The organism is Vibrio sp. B1FLJ16 (assembly GCF_905175385.1).
In the GTDB taxonomy this organism is placed as follows: Bacteria; Pseudomonadota; Gammaproteobacteria; order Enterobacterales; family Vibrionaceae; genus Vibrio.
The window spans coordinates 99,046-114,784 of record NZ_HG992749.1; the positions used below are offsets into that span (position 1 = coordinate 99,046).

A 15,739-nucleotide genomic window follows, 5' to 3' on the forward strand; every position below is an offset into this window, starting at 1 on the left:
CGTATGAGTGGAAAATTAAACCTTCCCGTTAATACCGTGATTGGTGTATCTCTGCTGGTTTTATTGCTTGTCCCAGCGCTGTACTTCGCCAAATCAGTGCTGCTACCTATGGTGATTAGCACGTTTGTGGCGCTGCTGTTTAGCCCGCTGATCAATTATTTTGAAGACAAAGGCTGGCCACGCACGATAACGGTGGTGATAACGCTAACGTTGTTGGTGAGTGCTTCAATACTCGGTTTATCGGCGATGTCAGAACCCGCGAAACAATGGTGGGCTGAGTTGCCAAGCATCATCAAAAACGTTTCGCAGGAAGTGAATGAAGTGACCAAAACGTCGTCAGAGCACATGAATGCGCCGCTTGAACTCGCCAGTGACATGAACATTAACGAGGTGGGCAACAACACGGTGTTTTCTCTGCTCAAAGCGCTCGCGACCACCACACCAACGCTGTTAATTCAGGCGATGATTGTGCTGTTTATGGTTTATTTCATGCTTAATCATGGTCGAAGTCTATTTCGTAAATCGGTATCGCGTTTGAGTGGTTTTTCGAAACAACGTCAGGCGGTGGAGTTGGTGCAGGCTTTGCAGAAAGATTTATCGCGCTACATCGGCACCATTACTTTGGTCAATGCGGGTTTAGGGCTTTGTCTTGGGTTGGTGTTTTTTGTCCTCGGCCTTGAAGATCCTTTTCTATGGGGGGCGTTTGCGGGTGTGATGAATTTCGCTCCGTATTTGGGGCCAGTGATTTCGATGGTGAGCTTTGGTTTTGTCGCGTACCTGCAGCTGGATTCGGTCAGTTTTACGCTGACGGTGGTGTCGATATACTTGTTGTTGAATTTGATTGAGAGTCAGTTGGTCACCCCAACCTTGCTGGGTAAGCGTTTTAACCTCAACCCGTTAGTGATCTTTATGTGGCTAGTCTTTTGGGGTTGGTTGTGGGGCGGAATGGGGCTGTTGATTGGCGTGCCGCTATTGGTGTGCATTAACATTTTGGCGGATCGTTTGGCGCTTTGAGGTTCGACGAATATCTAACCGCAAAGCGGCCACTTTGTTGAAAGTTGTCTTTGGTTAAACAACTTTTCCGCCGCAATGGGTGGAATGAGTAAATATCCCTGACCGTAGATACGTTCTTTGTCGACCAGGTAAGCTACTTGTTCTTTCGTCTCGATGCCTTCGGCCACGACTTTGGGTGTAACTTTATTATTTCAAGATAGTCACTTTAGGAATGTGATGTCGAGTCTCATCTTTGGTTTTTCCTACTTGCAGCAATTGTGTCTATAGTTTTTACGGTACTTGGAAAGATGAGCATTAATAGATAGGAGTTCACATGCGTAATACACCATTTGTTTATCGTTTACTTGCAGTTCTCGGTTTGGTATTTGCTATTGCAGCATGTACTGATGAGGGGCCAATGGAAGAGGCAGGCAAATCACTGGATAACGCTGCGGAAGAGGCGGGGCAAACACTGGATGATGCGGCAGAAGACACAAAAGACGCGGTAAAAGAAGAGTGTGAGAAGCTTAAAGAAAGCATGAACGCCGACGACACTGATTGTTAAGCGTAATTTGTATCAGAAAACATCAAAGGGCGGCACTACAGCCGCCCTTTATATTTTTCAGACAGACGTCAAACTAACCGAACAGTGTCTCCGGGCTAACGGGAGGGCTGAAAAGGAACCCCTGCCCGTAAATGCACCCGCCATCTGACAGGTACTTTGCCTGCTCCGAAGTTTCTATCCCTTCTGCTACAACTTTCAGTGATAAAGTCTTACTCATAGCAATGATTGCGTTGACGATAGCATTACTGTCACCATGCCCAGGAATGTCTTTGACGAAGGAGCGGTCTATTTTCAGTTTGTTGATCGGCAAGCCTTTGAGGTATGACAGAGAGGAGTAGCCTGTACCAAAATCATCCAAAGAAATTTCAATGCCGAGATCCCTGAGTTTATTCAGTGAGGCGATGGCTTGCTGCGGGTCGTTCAGTAAAAAGCTTTCGGTAATTTCGATGTCGAGATAGTGCGCAGGAAAGCCGGTTTCCTGAAGTATCATGCCAAGTCGCGCGATAAAGTTGGATTGCTGCAGTTGCAGTGCTGAAACGTTCACTGCGATTTTGCCGAAATTAATGCCTGCTGCCAGCCATGACTGACCTTGTAAGCAGGCCTGTCTGAGTACCCACTCACCAATGCTCTGGATAAGCCCGGTCTTTTCTGCAATAGGAATAAAATCAGCGGGGGATACCATGCCGAATTCAGGATGCTGCCAACGCAGCAGGGCTTCTACGCCCACAATACTTTTTTGCTCCAGGCAGTATTGAGGCTGGTATGCCAGATGCAGTTGCTGCTGCTCGATAGCCTGATGTAATGCTGAATGAATCCGCAAGTGTGAGATGGACTTGTCGGTCAGGTCTGGCGAATAGAATGCGTAGCCATTACGTCCATTTTGTTTTGCCAGATGCTTTGCAGTATCGGCATTTTTCAGCAGGGTTTCGCTGTCTTGTCCGTCGGATGGGTACAGTGCAATACCAATACTTGCGGAAACACGAAGTGAGTCGTGACTGGCGAGCTTAAACGGACGCTGGAATAAGCCCAGTATGTTTTCTACCGTCTCAATCAGAGTAACATCGCTCTGGACATCGGGAAGAATAATAACAAACTCGTCTCCGCTGATACGAGATACATGTGCACTGAGATGTAGGGTGTTGCGCAGACGTGTTGCTAACTTGGCCAGCAGTTGATCACCACACAGATGACCCATACTGTCGTTGATGTGTTTAAAATGATCAATGTCGAGGAACAGCGTGGCGAAGCTTTGGGTGCTCTTTTGACCTTCTTCGATGTGCTGCTCAAGTAAACTCTGTAAATGTGAGCGGTTTGGCAGGTTAGTCAATGGGTCATAAAACGCCATTCTTTGCAGCTTTTCCTCATGCGCTTTACGCACTGAGATGTCTTCAAACACGCAGATATAGTTACTTAACTGATCTTTGTCGTCCATGACCGCGCTAATGGTAGCAAGCTGAGGATAAAAGCTGCCATCTTTCTTGCGGTTGATAAATTCACCTGTCCACTGACCTTTGCTTTCGATGTCCTGCCACACCTTCTGATAAAAATCGTTATCATGATGTCCTGAGCGGAGAATTCTCGGCGTCAGACCTTGAACTTCTTTTGCGCTGTAGCCCGTAATATGAGTAAACGCAGCGTTAACATCGATAATGCGCGCGTCACTATTAGTGACGATCATACCTTCTTGTGAGTTATTGAAGATCTTTGATGCCAGCGTCAGCTGTGTTTCGATCGTCTTTCTGCGTGTAATGTTACGCGTCATGCCGAGCACGCCGATCAGTTCACCTGTCTGATTGCGTACTGGTGACTTAACGGTTTCCAGCCACTTTACACCATTGCTCTCATCTTTTTGCCGGCACTCTTCGATAATAATCTGGTTGCCCGTTTCGATAACAGAAGCGTCGGCACTGATGAACTTGTCTGCGCGCTGCGGACTGAAAAGGTCAAAATCGTTTTTGCCGATGATCTCGTGATTGGTTTTTTGCCAGGCTCTCTCAACACTCCGGTTTGTCATGGCATATCGGCCATCCGTGCCTTTAATCCAGATGTGGTCTTCAAGGCTATTGATAAACTCCTGGAGTGATGGCAGCTGGCTCAGGGTTTGGGTCTTCTCTTGTTGGTCATGCTGGCTTGCATCAAAACTGAAGCGGCCTGCCAGTGCGCTCATCCACGCCGGAATCATCTGATTTTTGAGCTCTGAGTATGTCAGCGCTATGGCGGCGCACAACTCACCATTTGGTAACCACACCGGCCAAATGCTGATGGCTTTACTTCCCAGCTCACTGTTCACTGGGTTGAACTGTAAGGGAGAAAATTGTTCAGTGGTCTGCTCAATGATGCTGATAATTGCGCTGTGGTCTGCAGGGGAAGTTGAGACCTCGCCGGGAATCCATTGCTGGCTGTGGCTGAGGAGATAAACATGTCCCTCAGCTTGGTTGGCATCACAGCACTGCTGCAGAGCGTGTTGCCAGTCTTCTGATAAACAAGACGGAATAGAGAAGCGAAACATAATTAGTAGAGTATCCTGGAACGCCCATAAATATTGTTATAGAAACATTACAATTCAAGAGGCTATTGGGCTATGGATGTATCGTACTAAAGGTCTAGATAATTCCAAGCAATAGAATGCTTTAGTTTAGAAAAATGCGAATTGATAACGTTTTTCATTGAGAAGCCTGCGTTGTTTTCTGTTTTTTCTTGCCGAGCGTCACTTGTTGAATGACCAATCCACTGATGATCAGTATCAGCCCAATCAGAGTCGATGGGTGAATTTCCTCACCTATAATGGAAGCCAGCAGCATGAGAGAGATAAATGGTGAGGCAAAAATCAGGTTACTGATGCGGGCGGTATTTTGTGTGGACTTCAGTGCGCTTAGCCAAAGAACGAACGTAATGCCCATTTCAAACAGGCCGACGTAAGTGACCGCAGCCCACCCTTTGGCTGAAATGGTTTCCCAGCTTGCCCCTTCATACACACTCAGAAATATAGTGAGAGGAATGGCTACCAAAAAGCCAAGCAATACGCCAATCACCGGATCGGCTTTATTTTTGGTGTTGAGAATCCAGTAGCCGGCCCACAGTAGCGTTGAAAGCAGTGCGAGTCCGACACCGAGTGGGCTTTCAAACTCCATTCCCAGAACGTTGCCCTGAGTGGCAATCACAATCACACCTAAATAGCTAAATGCGCAGGCTATCCAGTCTTTGGTGCGAATTTTCTGGCCGAGAAATACCGCAGCCATAAGAGTCAGGGTAATCGCCCAGCTGTAGTTAATGGCTTGTGCCTGTGATGCAGGCAGCAAATCATAAGCTTTGAACAGGATCAGATAGTAAGCTAACGGGTTAATCAGCCCCAGCAGCAGGTAATACCAGGGATTAGAGGCAAAAGTGCCGGTAAGCTGATTTAGCTTGCCTTGAATGCCACACACGATGGTCAGGGCGATAGCAGAAACGATACTGGCAACACACAGCATCTGAACAGGAGTGAACTCGGCTAACGTGAGCTTAAACGCGGTCGCAACCGTTGACCAAAGTAATACTGCTGAGAGCCCGAATCCTAGGGCGCGACGCTCATTCATGATGCCTCTGTATCGTAATGGAAGGCTCGGTGTTCAGCGGTTGCAGGGAATAACAACCCATTTTGGTGACAAAAAGTCAGGCGAGCCAAAGAATATAATTTTGAATGCGTAGTGTATGCGAGGATTTTTCATCCAACAAACTGGACATTTATCCAGTGTCTAAATACCATTGATACAGATATAAAACACAGGCTAACCCGCTATTATGCAATGGATTCTTGAGCACCAGACCCTTATTATCTCTTCTCTTTGTGCAGCTGCTGCCAGCAGTGCCACTGTAGGCTGGTGGATAAAACAGCGTCTTACCACTCAAACGCAGCTTCTCGAACAACAACTGACTTCAGAAAAACAGCTTCATCTACAGCAACTTGAGCAGGTCAATCAGCGTCTGGCTGACGCGCAGCAAGAGCTGGATGAACTCGATGATGAGCGTGATAAAGCCGCCTTTGAAGTACGTCAGTCGCACGGTAAGTTAATGGCTGCGATGGAAAAACTACGCTACTTCGAAGCGGTAAAACAGGAACGCCAGCAGTATTTTGAGGAGCTCGGACTGATGCGTGAGCAAAAATCACGTCTGGAAACCCAGCTTCGCGAGCAGCAGGCGCGCCACGAGCAGATGAATCAGGCTAATGCGGAGAAACTGCAGATACTCGAGCAAGCCGAAGTCAGGCTTAAGCAGCAGTTTGAGCACCTTGCGAACCAGTTGTTTGAGGAAAAAACCGCTAAGGTGGATCTGCAAAACCGTCAGAGCCTGGAAGGTCTGCTCTCACCACTGAGAGAGCAGTTGGACGGATTTAAAAAACAGGTCAATGACAGTTTTAGTCAGGAAGCTAAAGAACGGCATACACTGGTGCATGAGCTGAAAAACCTGCAACGCCTGAATGAACAGATGACGCGTGAAGCAGTCAATCTGACCCAGGCTCTCAAAGGCGATAACAAGCAGCAAGGCAACTGGGGTGAAGTGGTTTTAGCCAGAGTGTTAGCTGAATCTGGGCTGCGTGAGGGGCATGAATACCAGACTCAGGTGAACTTGCAGGACGAAGCGGGCAAGCGTTACCAACCTGATGTGATTGTACATCTGCCGCAAAACAAACAGGTCGTGGTCGACTCAAAAATGGCATTGGTCGCTTACGAACGCTACTTCAACGCTGAAACGGATACAGAGCGGGATCAGGCGTTGAACGCTCACCTTATTGCGCTGCGCGCGCACATTAAGGGTTTGAGCATGAAGGATTATCACAAGCTGAAAGGTATCCAGAGCCTCGATTATGTGCTGATGTTCATTCCGGTTGAGCCCGCTTTTCAGGTCGCGATTCAGGCGGATCCGAGTCTGGTCAAAGACGCTATGGAGCAGAACATCATCCTGGTCAGCCCGACCACACTGCTGGTGGCACTGCGTACCATCGATAACTTATGGCGTAATGAGCGTCAGAATGACAACGCCAAACTGATTGCCGAGCGTGCGACCAAGCTCTACGACAAACTGCGTTTGTTTGTGGATGACATGGAAGGGCTTGGCGGTGCTCTGGACAGAGCCAATCAGTCTTATCAGGGCGCAATGAATAAACTCGCAACGGGGCGTGGTAATGTCATCCGTCAGGCTGAGGGTTTTAAGCATCTCGGAGTGGAAGTCAAACGTCCTATCTCTTCTGACCTTGTACAGTTGGCACAAAGTGAATCATTTTCGGAAAATGAATCATCAAATGAACCTTTAGTAGAAAGACATCCGGCTGAGGATAAAGTAAACTAATCGCCCGCAGTGCATTGGGCGACTCTATTTGTCAGCAACCGCCCAGCAGTGAAACGTGCTGCCCAAGAGGAATTAGAATGACGGACACAAGCTTGCAATCCAATACAGCATTAGAGAACGAAACCACCCACTTTGGTTTCACTACCGTAGCGAAAGAAGAAAAAGTAACCAAAGTTGCCGAAGTTTTTCACTCCGTGGCAGCGAAGTACGACATTATGAATGATCTGATGTCTGGTGGTATTCACCGCTTATGGAAGCGTTTCACCATTGATTGCAGTGGCGCTCGTCCGGGTCAGCGTGTTCTGGATCTTGGCGGTGGTACTGGTGATCTTACCGCAAAATTCTCGCGTATTGTCGGTGACCAGGGCCACGTTATTCTGGCTGATATCAATAACTCAATGCTCAATGTCGGCCGCGATAAGCTGCGCGATAATGGCATTGTAGGTAATGTGCATTACGTTCAGGCAAACGCAGAAGAGCTGCCATTCCCTGATGATTACTTTGATGTCATTACCATCAGTTTCTGTCTTCGTAACGTAACCGATAAAGACAAAGCTTTGCGCTCTATGTTCCGCGTGCTTAAGCCGGGTGGTCGTCTGCTGGTGCTTGAGTTTTCAAAACCGATTCTTGACCCGTTGTCTAAAATTTATGACGCGTACTCATTCCACCTGCTGCCAAAAATGGGTGAACTGGTCGCGAACGATGCGGAAAGTTACCGTTATCTGGCAGAGTCTATCCGCATGCACCCAGACCAGGATACGCTGGAAGGTATGATGAAGGATGCCGGTTTCGAAAACACCAAATACTACAACCTGACGGGCGGTATTGTGGCACTGCACCGCGGTTACAAGTTCTAAGGGGTAAAGGCATGCCATTTGAACCTCTTATCACTGCCGTCATTGAAACCTCGCTGAACACGCTGATTAAAGACGATCCGGCACTGGGTCGTCGCTTAGCGCGTCTTAAAGGTCAGGTTATTCAAGTGCACCTTAAAGAGATCAATAAGACTCTGACCTTTATATTCAGCCAGCAAATTGATGTGCTGGGTAACTATGAAGGACAGCCGGATTGTTACCTGTCTCTTAATCTGAGCGTGTTGCCGGAGCTGCGTGATCAGGCCAATATCACCCGACTTATCAAGCAGGATAAACTTGAGCTTGAAGGGGATATCCAACTGGCGCAGAAATTCTCCCAGCTAATGGTCGATTGCAAACCGGACATTGAAGAGTGGCTGTCACGAGTCACCGGAGATGTGGTCGCGCATACCGTTGTGCAGGGATCAAAAAACGTCGGAAACTTTTTCGTCTCTCAGGCAACAAAACATCAGCGTCACTTATCTCAGGTGGTGACTGAAGAGTGGAAATTTGCGCCGCCACCACTCGAAGTGGCTCACTTTTGTGACCAGGTGGATGAGGTACGCAGCCAGGCTTCAAGAATAGAGGCTCGCCTGAATGCATTGCTTGAAAAATCGAGGCTAGATAAACTGTCGGATAAGACTTCGCTGGAGAAACCATGACTCCGGCAGAAATAAAACGCTTATATCACATTGTAAAAGTACAACTGGAATATGGTCTGGATGAGTTATTGCCAGAGCATCAGCTGACCAAAGCTCCACTCTGGATGCGTAAAAGCCTGTTCTGGATTAAGAACAAGCATCCGGAAAAACCGTTAGGTGACCGTCTTAGGTTAGCTCTTCAGGAGCTGGGGCCGGTATGGATTAAGTTCGGCCAGATGATGTCGACCCGCCGTGATCTGTTTCCTCCTCATATCGCTGATCCGCTCGCACTGCTTCAGGACCAGGTCGCACCATTTGATGGTGAATTGGCCAAGCAGCAGATGGAGAAAGCGTTAGGTGGGCCGCTTGAAAACTGGTTCACTGAATTTGATGTCAAACCACTTGCTTCTGCGTCCATTGCTCAGGTACACACGGCACGGTTAAAAGACACTGATCAGGAAGTCGTGCTGAAAGTAATTCGCCCGGATATTCGCCCGGTCATCGATTCCGATCTAAAATTGATGCACCGGATGGCACGCTTAGTTGCGGGGGCAATGCCTGATGCACGTCGCCTGAAGCCGGTTGAAGTGGTTCGTGAATACCAGAAGACTCTGCTTGATGAACTGGATTTACGTCGTGAGGCGGCGAATGCGATTCAGCTGCGCCGGAATTTCGAAGGCAGTGAAGAATTGTACGTTCCTGAAGTTTTTCCTGACTTCAGTAATCAAACTGTCATGGTTTCTGAGCGAATATATGGCATTCAGGTTTCTGATATTGAAGGCCTGAAAGCAAATGGCACCAATATGAAGTTGCTTGCCGAACGCGGCGTGAGTGTGTTTTTTACTCAGGTGTTCAGGGACAGCTTCTTCCATGCCGATATGCATCCCGGCAATGTGTTCGTTAAACCGGAACATCCGGAGAATCCGACCTGGATCGGGTTAGATTGCGGGATCGTTGGTACACTTAACAGTGAAGACAAACGTTATCTGGCGGAAAACTTCCTTGCGTTCTTCAATCGTGATTATCGCCGAGTGGCGGAATTGCATGTGGATTCAGGTTGGGTGCCGGCAGATACCAATGTTGACGAGTTTGAGTTTGCGATTCGCATTGTTTGTGAGCCGATTTTTGCTAAGCCACTGTGTGAAATCTCCTTTGGTCACGTGTTATTGAATCTGTTCAATACGGCACGTCGCTTCAATATGGAGGTTCAGCCTCAGCTGGTGTTGCTGCAAAAAACCTTGCTGTATGTGGAAGGGCTTGGCAGACAACTTTATCCGCAGCTTGATTTGTGGGAGACCGCGAAACCATTCCTTGAGGAGTGGATGATGAACCAGGTTGGTCCGCAAGCTTTGGTTAATGCGATCAAAGACCGCGCGCCATATTGGGCGGAGAAGTTACCGGAGTTGCCGGAGCTGCTTTATGACAGTCTCAGACAAGGTAAAGCGATGAACCAACGCATGGATCAGCTTTATCAGGGTTACCGTCAGAGCAAGCGGCAGCAGGCAACAGGAAAGTTTTTATTTGGTGTTGGCGCCACTTTAGTCGTATGCTCGGCAATATTGGTGGATAACGCGTATGAGCAGCTATCTTTCGCCTGCGGGATTGCAGGTGTCACATTCTGGCTGTTTAGTTGGCGAGCTTATCGTCGATAGGCGGTAAACTCTTGAAATACATTTTATTTAGAGACCCGAGGTAAAAAGAATGGGTGGTATCAGTGTTTGGCAACTTCTAATCATTGCTGTAATTGTTGTATTACTATTCGGAACCAAGAAACTACGTGGCATTGGTGGCGATCTGGGCGGTGCCGTTAAGGGCTTCAAAAAAGCAATGAGCGATGATGAAGATGCTGCGAAAAATGCTAAAGACGTGAAAGACGCAGACTTCGAGCCAAAAAGTTTAGAGACGCAGCAACAAAAAGAAGCTGCTCCTGAAACGAAAAAAGACAAAGAGCAGGCGTAAAACGTGTTTGATATCGGTTTTTGGGAACTGGTATTAATATCTGTTGTTGGTCTGGTCGTTCTTGGACCGGAGCGTTTGCCTCATGCTATCCGCAGCGTGTCCCGCTTTATCGGTGCCGCCCGGAGTATGGCTAGTAGCGTCAAAGACGAACTGTCACATGAGCTGAAAGTCCAAGAGCTGCAAGAAAACTTGCGTAAAGCTGAGCAGATGGGGATGAAAGATTTATCTCCTGAGCTGAAATCTTCTGTAGAAGAGTTGAAACAGGCTGCGCAATCTGTAAACCGCCCTTACGCGGAAAAAACTGAGTCTGACGCTAAACCTGCGCAAGCAGAGCAAACCGTTGAGTCGGTAGAAAAAGCGGAAGATATCAAGGTTACAGCGGCAGATAAGAAAGCCGAATAGTCTCATTAGGAGGAGCTACTAGGATAGGTAGCTCCTTTTTGATTTGGTTCTTTATAAAGAGGTTTGCCATGTCTACCGTCGAGCAGACACAACCTTTAATTAGTCATTTGTTGGAGCTTCGCAACCGGCTACTGCGTTCAATCGTGGCAGTGTTGGTGGTGTTTGTCGGGCTAGTTTATTTCTCTAACCACATTTACGAGTTTGTCTCTGCGCCTTTAGTTGAGCGCTTGCCTGAAGGGGCGACGATGATTGCGACGGATGTTGCATCGCCGTTTTTTACTCCCCTGAAGTTGACACTGATCGCCTCGGTATTTGTTGCCGTGCCATTTATCCTGTATCAGGTCTGGGCGTTTGTTGCGCCGGGCCTATACAAGCATGAACGCCGTCTGATCATGCCGCTGCTGTTTTCCAGCTCTTTGCTGTTCTACTGCGGTGTGGCATTTGCGTATTTTGTGGTGTTCCCGCTGGTGTTCGGTTTCTTTACCGCAATTTCACTCGGCGGAGTTGAGTTCGCCACGGACATCTCCAGCTATCTGGATTTTGTACTGGCGCTGTTTATGGCCTTCGGTATCGCGTTTGAGGTGCCGGTCGCGATCATTCTGCTGTGCTGGACAGGCGCTACTACGCCAGAAGAATTAAAGCAAAAGCGTCCATACATTATTGTTGCAGCGTTTGTGGTCGGGATGGTGTTAACGCCACCTGATATGATTTCCCAGACTTTGCTGGCAATCCCGATGTGCTTACTGTTTGAAGTCGGTTTGCTGTTTGCGCGTTTCTATACCCGCAAAGGTGAGGAGGAAGAAGAGGCCGAAGAGTAGTCTTCTTCTCCCACAAGTTACTCGCAAAAAGCGGCTCTGTTGAGCCGCTTTTTCGTTTCTGACATGAGTTCTAATCGCTGCCAACGCGCTCCGATAAAGCCCGCGCAGTAATGCCATGCAATACAAGACTCAATATCACGGTACACACTACGGTCAGAGCAATAAAGCGCCCTCCCGGTAACTCAGCGTCTAATACGATGATTGTAAACACAATGCTTGCTAAACCACGCGGACCAAACCACCCCATAAACCAGCGATGACGGGGAGGGACGGATGTGCCGAGGAAAGAGAGATAGATAGGCAGCATCCGCACCAGCGTCAAGCTGATAAGGGCGTACGCGATCATACTGACGGAGAATAGCCCCAATACCTGTCCAACCACGGCTGCACCAAAGAGAATCCAGGTTAACATCGCCAATAACTCGGCGATGCCCTCTGTCGCTAGCACCAACTTGTGTGTATGGCTTGAAGCTAAATGACCAAACAGAAGCCCGCCCGTAAATGCCGCGATGTAGCCACTGCCGTGCAGGGTTTGTGCTAAACCAAAGCTGGCCAGGGCCATAGCGCCTACCGTCAGTTGTGCCCACACTTCACCAAGCCATCCTTTTTTTGCACTCCAGTGAAGGAGCTTTGCGCCAATGTAGGCCAGAGACATTCCAACAGCCATACCGATACCAAGTTCCTCAGCAAACACCATCAGGGCATGCCAAGTACTGATTTCAGTGTGAGTGGCACTGGTTTCCACTGCAATCAGCAGCAAAAGTATCGGAACGCAAAGACCATCATTGAGGCCGCTTTCTACGTTGAGCCCTTCACTTACCGGAGTCGGAACCTTGGGATTTGATATCACCGCTTTACCCAGCGCTGCATCAGTTGCGGCAAGCATGGTGGCAAGAATCGCGGCTTCGGTGACGGACAACACGTCAAACAGTACAACCGCGACTAACGTTCCCAGAATAATGGCACCCGGCAAACCAAACAGGAGCATTCTGACCGGATACACGGCTTTCTGTTTTAATACGGAGAGATTGGAGTGAGCGGCATCAGAGAAGAGAATTAATGCCAGAGTCAGGTCGGCAAGCAGCCGCAGGTCATTGGCTTGTGCTGATAAGCCTATAAGCCCCAGGCCATGTCCGCCGAGCAGCAGGCCGAGTAAGACATAGACAATCGGGCCAGAAATTGAGGAGTTTTCGATCCGTTTAGCGACTAAGGTATATAAGAAAACGATGCCTGCGAGAATGCTGATAACGAAATAAACACGCTCCAAATCCATGAGTACTTCCTTGTACGTAATGCAGATTTTTGAACAAGTTATAAGTGTAGCAACTGGTTTCTCGAGTTCAGCTTAAATTGAACAAAGACTCTGCATTTTTCGTGGTCAGCGCGTCCACCTCTTCAACCGACATATCGCGCAACTCTGCAACGCGCTGAGCAACTAAAGAGGTATAAGCCGGTTCGTTACGTTTTCCGCGATGCGGCACGGGTGCCAGGTAAGGGCAGTCTGTTTCCAGAATGACCCACTGCATATCAAGGTGTGGAATGACTTTATCCATGCCGCCGTTTTTAAAGGTCGAAACACCACCTAAACCGAGATGGAAGCCTAACTCGTTAATAGCTTGCGCTTCTTCGATGCTGCCACCAAAGCAGTGGAACACACCGCGCAGACGTCCGTCTTGCTCCTGACGCAGCAGAGTGAGAGTTTCTTCAATCGAATCACGGGTGTGAATCACAACGGGCAAATCCATCTCTTTCGCCCAGTTGAGCTGAGTGATAAATGCCATCTCTTGCTCGGCGCGGAAGGTTTTATCCCAGTACAGATCAATGCCTATCTCACCCACAGCGATGAATTTATGTTTTTCAAACCAGCCCCGAACGATTTCCAGCGTTTGCTCGACATTGCCGTCCACATAGCAAGGGTGAAGCCCCATCATTGAATGACAGACGTCGGGATAAGCCGCTTCAGTTTGCAGCATAGGTTCAATCGAATCCAGATCGATATTCGGCAGCAAAATCTTACTAATGCCTTGTTCTAAGGCGCGTTTTACTACTTCATCACGGTCATTATCAAATTCGCTGGCGTATATGTGCGCATGGGTATCGATCATGGTTAGTCTCTGTACTTCGTTGTCTTAGTGCTCAGAGAAGTATACTTGAGTGTGAGTGCTGGGTCATTTTCAGTTTTTTTCCGTGCCTTTTTCTCGATTGTCACTCGCAAGGTGCATCAAGAGTGATATGATTTTGTCCATCAGATGATTTGATCATCATAACCGTCCAGACAAGGAGAAAATGGTGTCTGTATCAATTCAAGGTCCATTCCCTGCACGCCGTATGCGTCGTTTACGTAAGCATGACTTTAGCCGTCGTTTAATGGCTGAAAACCAACTTTCTGTTAATGATCTGATTTACCCGATGTTCATTCTGATGGGTAAAGATCGTCGCGAAAGCGTAGAGTCCATGCCGGGTGTAGAGCGTCTGTCTATTGATTTAATGCTTGAAGAGGCGCAATACCTTGCGAATCTGGGTGTGCCTGCCATCGCGCTTTTCCCTGTCGTAAATCAGGATGCGAAAAGCTTATGTGCAGCAGAGGCATACAATCCTGAAGGTTTGGTTCAGCGTGCAGTGCGTGCGCTTAAAGAGCATGTTCCGCAAATTGGTGTGATCACTGATGTGGCACTGGACCCTTTTACGACCCATGGCCAAGACGGCATCATTGATGAAGACGGCTATGTAATGAACGATGAGACGACAGAAGTCCTGGTGAAGCAGGCGTTGTCTCATGCAGAAGCTGGAGCGGACGTGGTTGCGCCATCGGATATGATGGATGGGCGTATCGGCGAGATCCGTAAAGCGCTGGAAGAAGCGGGCCACATTCATACACAAATCATGGCTTACTCTGCAAAATACGCGTCGAACTATTACGGCCCGTTCCGTGATGCGGTTGGCTCTGCATCTAACCTTAAAGGTGGTAATAAGAAGAACTACCAAATGGATCCGGCAAACACTGATGAAGCGATTCACGAAGTAGCATTGGATATCAATGAGGGTGCAGACATGGTGATGGTGAAGCCGGGTATGCCATACTTAGATGTAGTTCGCCGGGTGAAAACTGAGCTTCAGGTTCCTACGTTTGCGTACCAGGTGTCAGGTGAGTACTCAATGCATAAGGCCGCGATTCTTAATGGCTGGTTAAACGAGCGTGAGACCGTAATGGAGTCACTGCTTTGCTTTAAACGCGCAGGCGCTGATGGCATTCTGACTTACTTTGCTAAAGATGTTGCACAGTGGTTAGCGGAAGAAAATGCTCAGGCAGCTCAACACCTAAATATGCCTCAGGAAGCGACAGAAGAGTAATTCTTGCTTAGTGAGAAAAACCAGACCGACAATAGTTGTTCGTCTGTATATACCCAAGTAACCTCTGGCGGATCAATTAAGGCTAATTAAATAGCGGCAGTCCAAGGTGCTTGGGTATTAAATTTCTGGAGAGATAACAATGACAATGCTGATTCGTGAAGGCACGTTGGAAGAGGCACTTCAGGTGGTAACTCATGTGAAAGAGTTTGCCAATGGAGAAACAATGGAGTCTATGGCACAGCGGCTTGGCGATAAAAATAGTTTGATTCTGGTAGCGGAAAAGAACGGTGCCGTTGTCGGCTTTAAAATTGGCTATGAACTGGATGAAGATACCTTCTACAGTTGGTTTGGTGGTGTTGCGCCGCAAGCCCGCAAAGAAGGCGTGGCACAGATGCTGTTAGAAGCACAGGAAGAGTGGGTTGCCGAACAAGGTTATAAAACGCTTAAAGTGAAGTCGCGTAACCAGTTTCCCGCTATGCTCAGACTATTATTGAGAAATGGTTACCTCATTGAAAAGTTTGAGGAAAAAGTGAATCTTCGTGAGTCCAGAGTACATTTCATTAAAGCACTGTGAAAATAAATGAGATTTTTTCTCATTTAACTGTTGACTGTCAAATGAGAATCATTATTATTAATTCTGTCTTAGGGAATGAGGAAAAGTTCACAGGGACGTTGAATTACCTATTAACAAAAGTTGATTAACAGATGTTGAGAAGATAATGAAACATACTCTCCGAACTTGTACGAACTCTTTTTGACACGACATTGCTCACATTGCTTCCAGTGTAATTTATAGCTTCTTGGTTAAGCAGCTTAATAAAAATTGCTTCA

The 15,739-nt window shown here is 47.8% G+C and carries 15 protein-coding genes; 11 read left to right on the plus strand and 4 right to left on the minus strand.

The annotated features are described in order from the left end of the window. The first annotated feature begins 3 nt into the window (after positions 1-3). Together KHN79_RS00495 and KHN79_RS00500 are read left to right on the plus strand one after the other, a co-directional pair. Positions 4-1,014 carry an AI-2E family transporter gene (locus KHN79_RS00495; protein WP_182009898.1) on the plus strand — a complete coding sequence of 337 codons (1,011 nt, stop codon included), beginning with the start codon at positions 4-6 and terminating at the stop codon, positions 1,012-1,014. A gap of 313 nt (positions 1,015-1,327) precedes the next feature. Beyond that, a complete protein-coding gene (locus KHN79_RS00500) occupies positions 1,328-1,558 on the plus strand; it encodes a hypothetical protein (protein ID WP_182009897.1) in 231 nt (76 codons plus the stop codon). 73 nt (positions 1,559-1,631) lie between these two features. Here the strand turns inward: KHN79_RS00500 and KHN79_RS00505 are convergent, their stop codons facing one another. Beyond that, positions 1,632-4,067 (minus strand): EAL domain-containing protein, encoded by a 2,436-nt coding sequence (locus tag KHN79_RS00505; protein ID WP_182009896.1) that lies wholly within the window; start codon positions 4,065-4,067, stop codon positions 1,632-1,634. A gap of 154 nt (positions 4,068-4,221) precedes the next feature. After that, the gene (locus KHN79_RS00510) at positions 4,222-5,133 is read right to left on the minus strand and encodes a DMT family transporter (protein ID WP_182009895.1); all 912 of its coding nucleotides are present in this window, start codon (positions 5,131-5,133) and stop codon (positions 4,222-4,224) included. A 205-nt stretch (positions 5,134-5,338) separates the two neighbouring features. On the opposite strand from KHN79_RS00510, the gene rmuC reads away from it, so the two are divergent. The 7 genes from rmuC to tatC all read left to right on the plus strand — a co-directional run bounded on the left by rmuC (position 5,339) and on the right by tatC (position 11,557). Beyond that, complete coding sequence (rmuC, locus tag KHN79_RS00515; protein WP_182009894.1) at positions 5,339-6,883, plus strand: DNA recombination protein RmuC; 1,545 nt, start codon at positions 5,339-5,341, stop codon at positions 6,881-6,883. Positions 6,884-6,960: 77 nt separating this feature from the next. Beyond that, positions 6,961-7,740 carry a bifunctional demethylmenaquinone methyltransferase/2-methoxy-6-polyprenyl-1,4-benzoquinol methylase UbiE gene (gene ubiE, locus KHN79_RS00520; RefSeq protein ID WP_182009893.1) on the plus strand — a complete coding sequence of 260 codons (780 nt, stop codon included), beginning with the start codon at positions 6,961-6,963 and terminating at the stop codon, positions 7,738-7,740. Positions 7,741-7,751: 11 nt separating this feature from the next. After that, positions 7,752-8,399, plus strand: coding sequence for an SCP2 domain-containing protein (locus KHN79_RS00525; protein WP_182009892.1), 648 nt, complete (start codon positions 7,752-7,754; stop codon positions 8,397-8,399). Then, positions 8,396-10,030 (plus strand): ubiquinone biosynthesis regulatory protein kinase UbiB, encoded by a 1,635-nt coding sequence (gene ubiB, locus KHN79_RS00530; protein ID WP_182009891.1) that lies wholly within the window; start codon positions 8,396-8,398, stop codon positions 10,028-10,030. Before KHN79_RS00525 ends, ubiB begins: the two co-directional genes overlap by 4 nt. Positions 10,031-10,079: 49 nt before the next feature. Then, positions 10,080-10,337: a Sec-independent protein translocase subunit TatA gene (gene tatA / locus KHN79_RS00535; protein WP_182009890.1), complete on the plus strand. Its 258-nt coding sequence runs from the start codon at positions 10,080-10,082 to the stop codon at positions 10,335-10,337. Positions 10,338-10,340: 3 nt separating this feature from the next. Continuing rightward, positions 10,341-10,739 (plus strand): Sec-independent protein translocase protein TatB, encoded by a 399-nt coding sequence (gene tatB / locus KHN79_RS00540; protein ID WP_182009889.1) that lies wholly within the window; start codon positions 10,341-10,343, stop codon positions 10,737-10,739. Positions 10,740-10,807: 68 nt separating this feature from the next. Continuing rightward, a complete protein-coding gene (gene tatC, locus KHN79_RS00545) occupies positions 10,808-11,557 on the plus strand; it encodes a Sec-independent protein translocase subunit TatC (RefSeq protein WP_182009888.1) in 750 nt (249 codons plus the stop codon). Between the two features lie 70 nt (positions 11,558-11,627). Here tatC and KHN79_RS00550 read toward each other — a convergent pair whose 3' ends face one another. After that, the gene (locus KHN79_RS00550) at positions 11,628-12,830 is read right to left on the minus strand and encodes a cation:proton antiporter (RefSeq protein ID WP_182009887.1); all 1,203 of its coding nucleotides are present in this window, start codon (positions 12,828-12,830) and stop codon (positions 11,628-11,630) included. 67 nt (positions 12,831-12,897) lie between these two features. Next, positions 12,898-13,662 (minus strand): TatD family hydrolase, encoded by a 765-nt coding sequence (locus KHN79_RS00555; RefSeq protein ID WP_182009886.1) that lies wholly within the window; start codon positions 13,660-13,662, stop codon positions 12,898-12,900. 184 nt (positions 13,663-13,846) lie between these two features. Between KHN79_RS00555 and hemB the strand changes: the two genes are divergently transcribed. Together hemB and KHN79_RS00565 are read left to right on the plus strand one after the other, a co-directional pair. Continuing rightward, on the plus strand, positions 13,847-14,908 hold the full coding sequence (gene hemB / locus KHN79_RS00560; protein ID WP_182009885.1) for a porphobilinogen synthase: 1,062 nt from the start codon (positions 13,847-13,849) through the stop codon (positions 14,906-14,908). Positions 14,909-15,047: 139 nt separating this feature from the next. Further along, positions 15,048-15,482, plus strand: a complete 435-nt coding sequence (locus KHN79_RS00565; protein WP_182009884.1) for a GNAT family N-acetyltransferase — start codon at positions 15,048-15,050, stop codon at positions 15,480-15,482. Positions 15,483-15,739: the final 257 nt, after the last annotated feature.

What these genes read in the sequence shown, in the direction of transcription:
- KHN79_RS00495 (WP_182009898.1), top strand. Translation starts at nt 4, where the DNA reads ATGAGTGGAAAATTAAACCTTCCCGTTAATACCGTGATTGGTGTATCT.
- KHN79_RS00500 (WP_182009897.1), top strand. Translation starts at nt 1,328, where the DNA reads ATGCGTAATACACCATTTGTTTATCGTTTACTTGCAGTTCTCGGTTTG.
- KHN79_RS00505 (WP_182009896.1), bottom strand. Translation starts at nt 4,067, where the DNA reads ATGTTTCGCTTCTCTATTCCGTCTTGTTTATCAGAAGACTGGCAACAC.
- KHN79_RS00510 (WP_182009895.1), bottom strand. Translation starts at nt 5,133, where the DNA reads ATGAATGAGCGTCGCGCCCTAGGATTCGGGCTCTCAGCAGTATTACTT.
- rmuC (WP_182009894.1), top strand. Translation starts at nt 5,339, where the DNA reads ATGCAATGGATTCTTGAGCACCAGACCCTTATTATCTCTTCTCTTTGT.
- ubiE (WP_182009893.1), top strand. Translation starts at nt 6,961, where the DNA reads ATGACGGACACAAGCTTGCAATCCAATACAGCATTAGAGAACGAAACC.
- KHN79_RS00525 (WP_182009892.1), top strand. Translation starts at nt 7,752, where the DNA reads ATGCCATTTGAACCTCTTATCACTGCCGTCATTGAAACCTCGCTGAAC.
- ubiB (WP_182009891.1), top strand. Translation starts at nt 8,396, where the DNA reads ATGACTCCGGCAGAAATAAAACGCTTATATCACATTGTAAAAGTACAA.
- tatA (WP_182009890.1), top strand. Translation starts at nt 10,080, where the DNA reads ATGGGTGGTATCAGTGTTTGGCAACTTCTAATCATTGCTGTAATTGTT.
- tatC (WP_182009888.1), top strand. Translation starts at nt 10,808, where the DNA reads ATGTCTACCGTCGAGCAGACACAACCTTTAATTAGTCATTTGTTGGAG.
- KHN79_RS00550 (WP_182009887.1), bottom strand. Translation starts at nt 12,830, where the DNA reads ATGGATTTGGAGCGTGTTTATTTCGTTATCAGCATTCTCGCAGGCATC.
- KHN79_RS00555 (WP_182009886.1), bottom strand. Translation starts at nt 13,662, where the DNA reads ATGATCGATACCCATGCGCACATATACGCCAGCGAATTTGATAATGAC.
- KHN79_RS00565 (WP_182009884.1), top strand. Translation starts at nt 15,048, where the DNA reads ATGACAATGCTGATTCGTGAAGGCACGTTGGAAGAGGCACTTCAGGTG.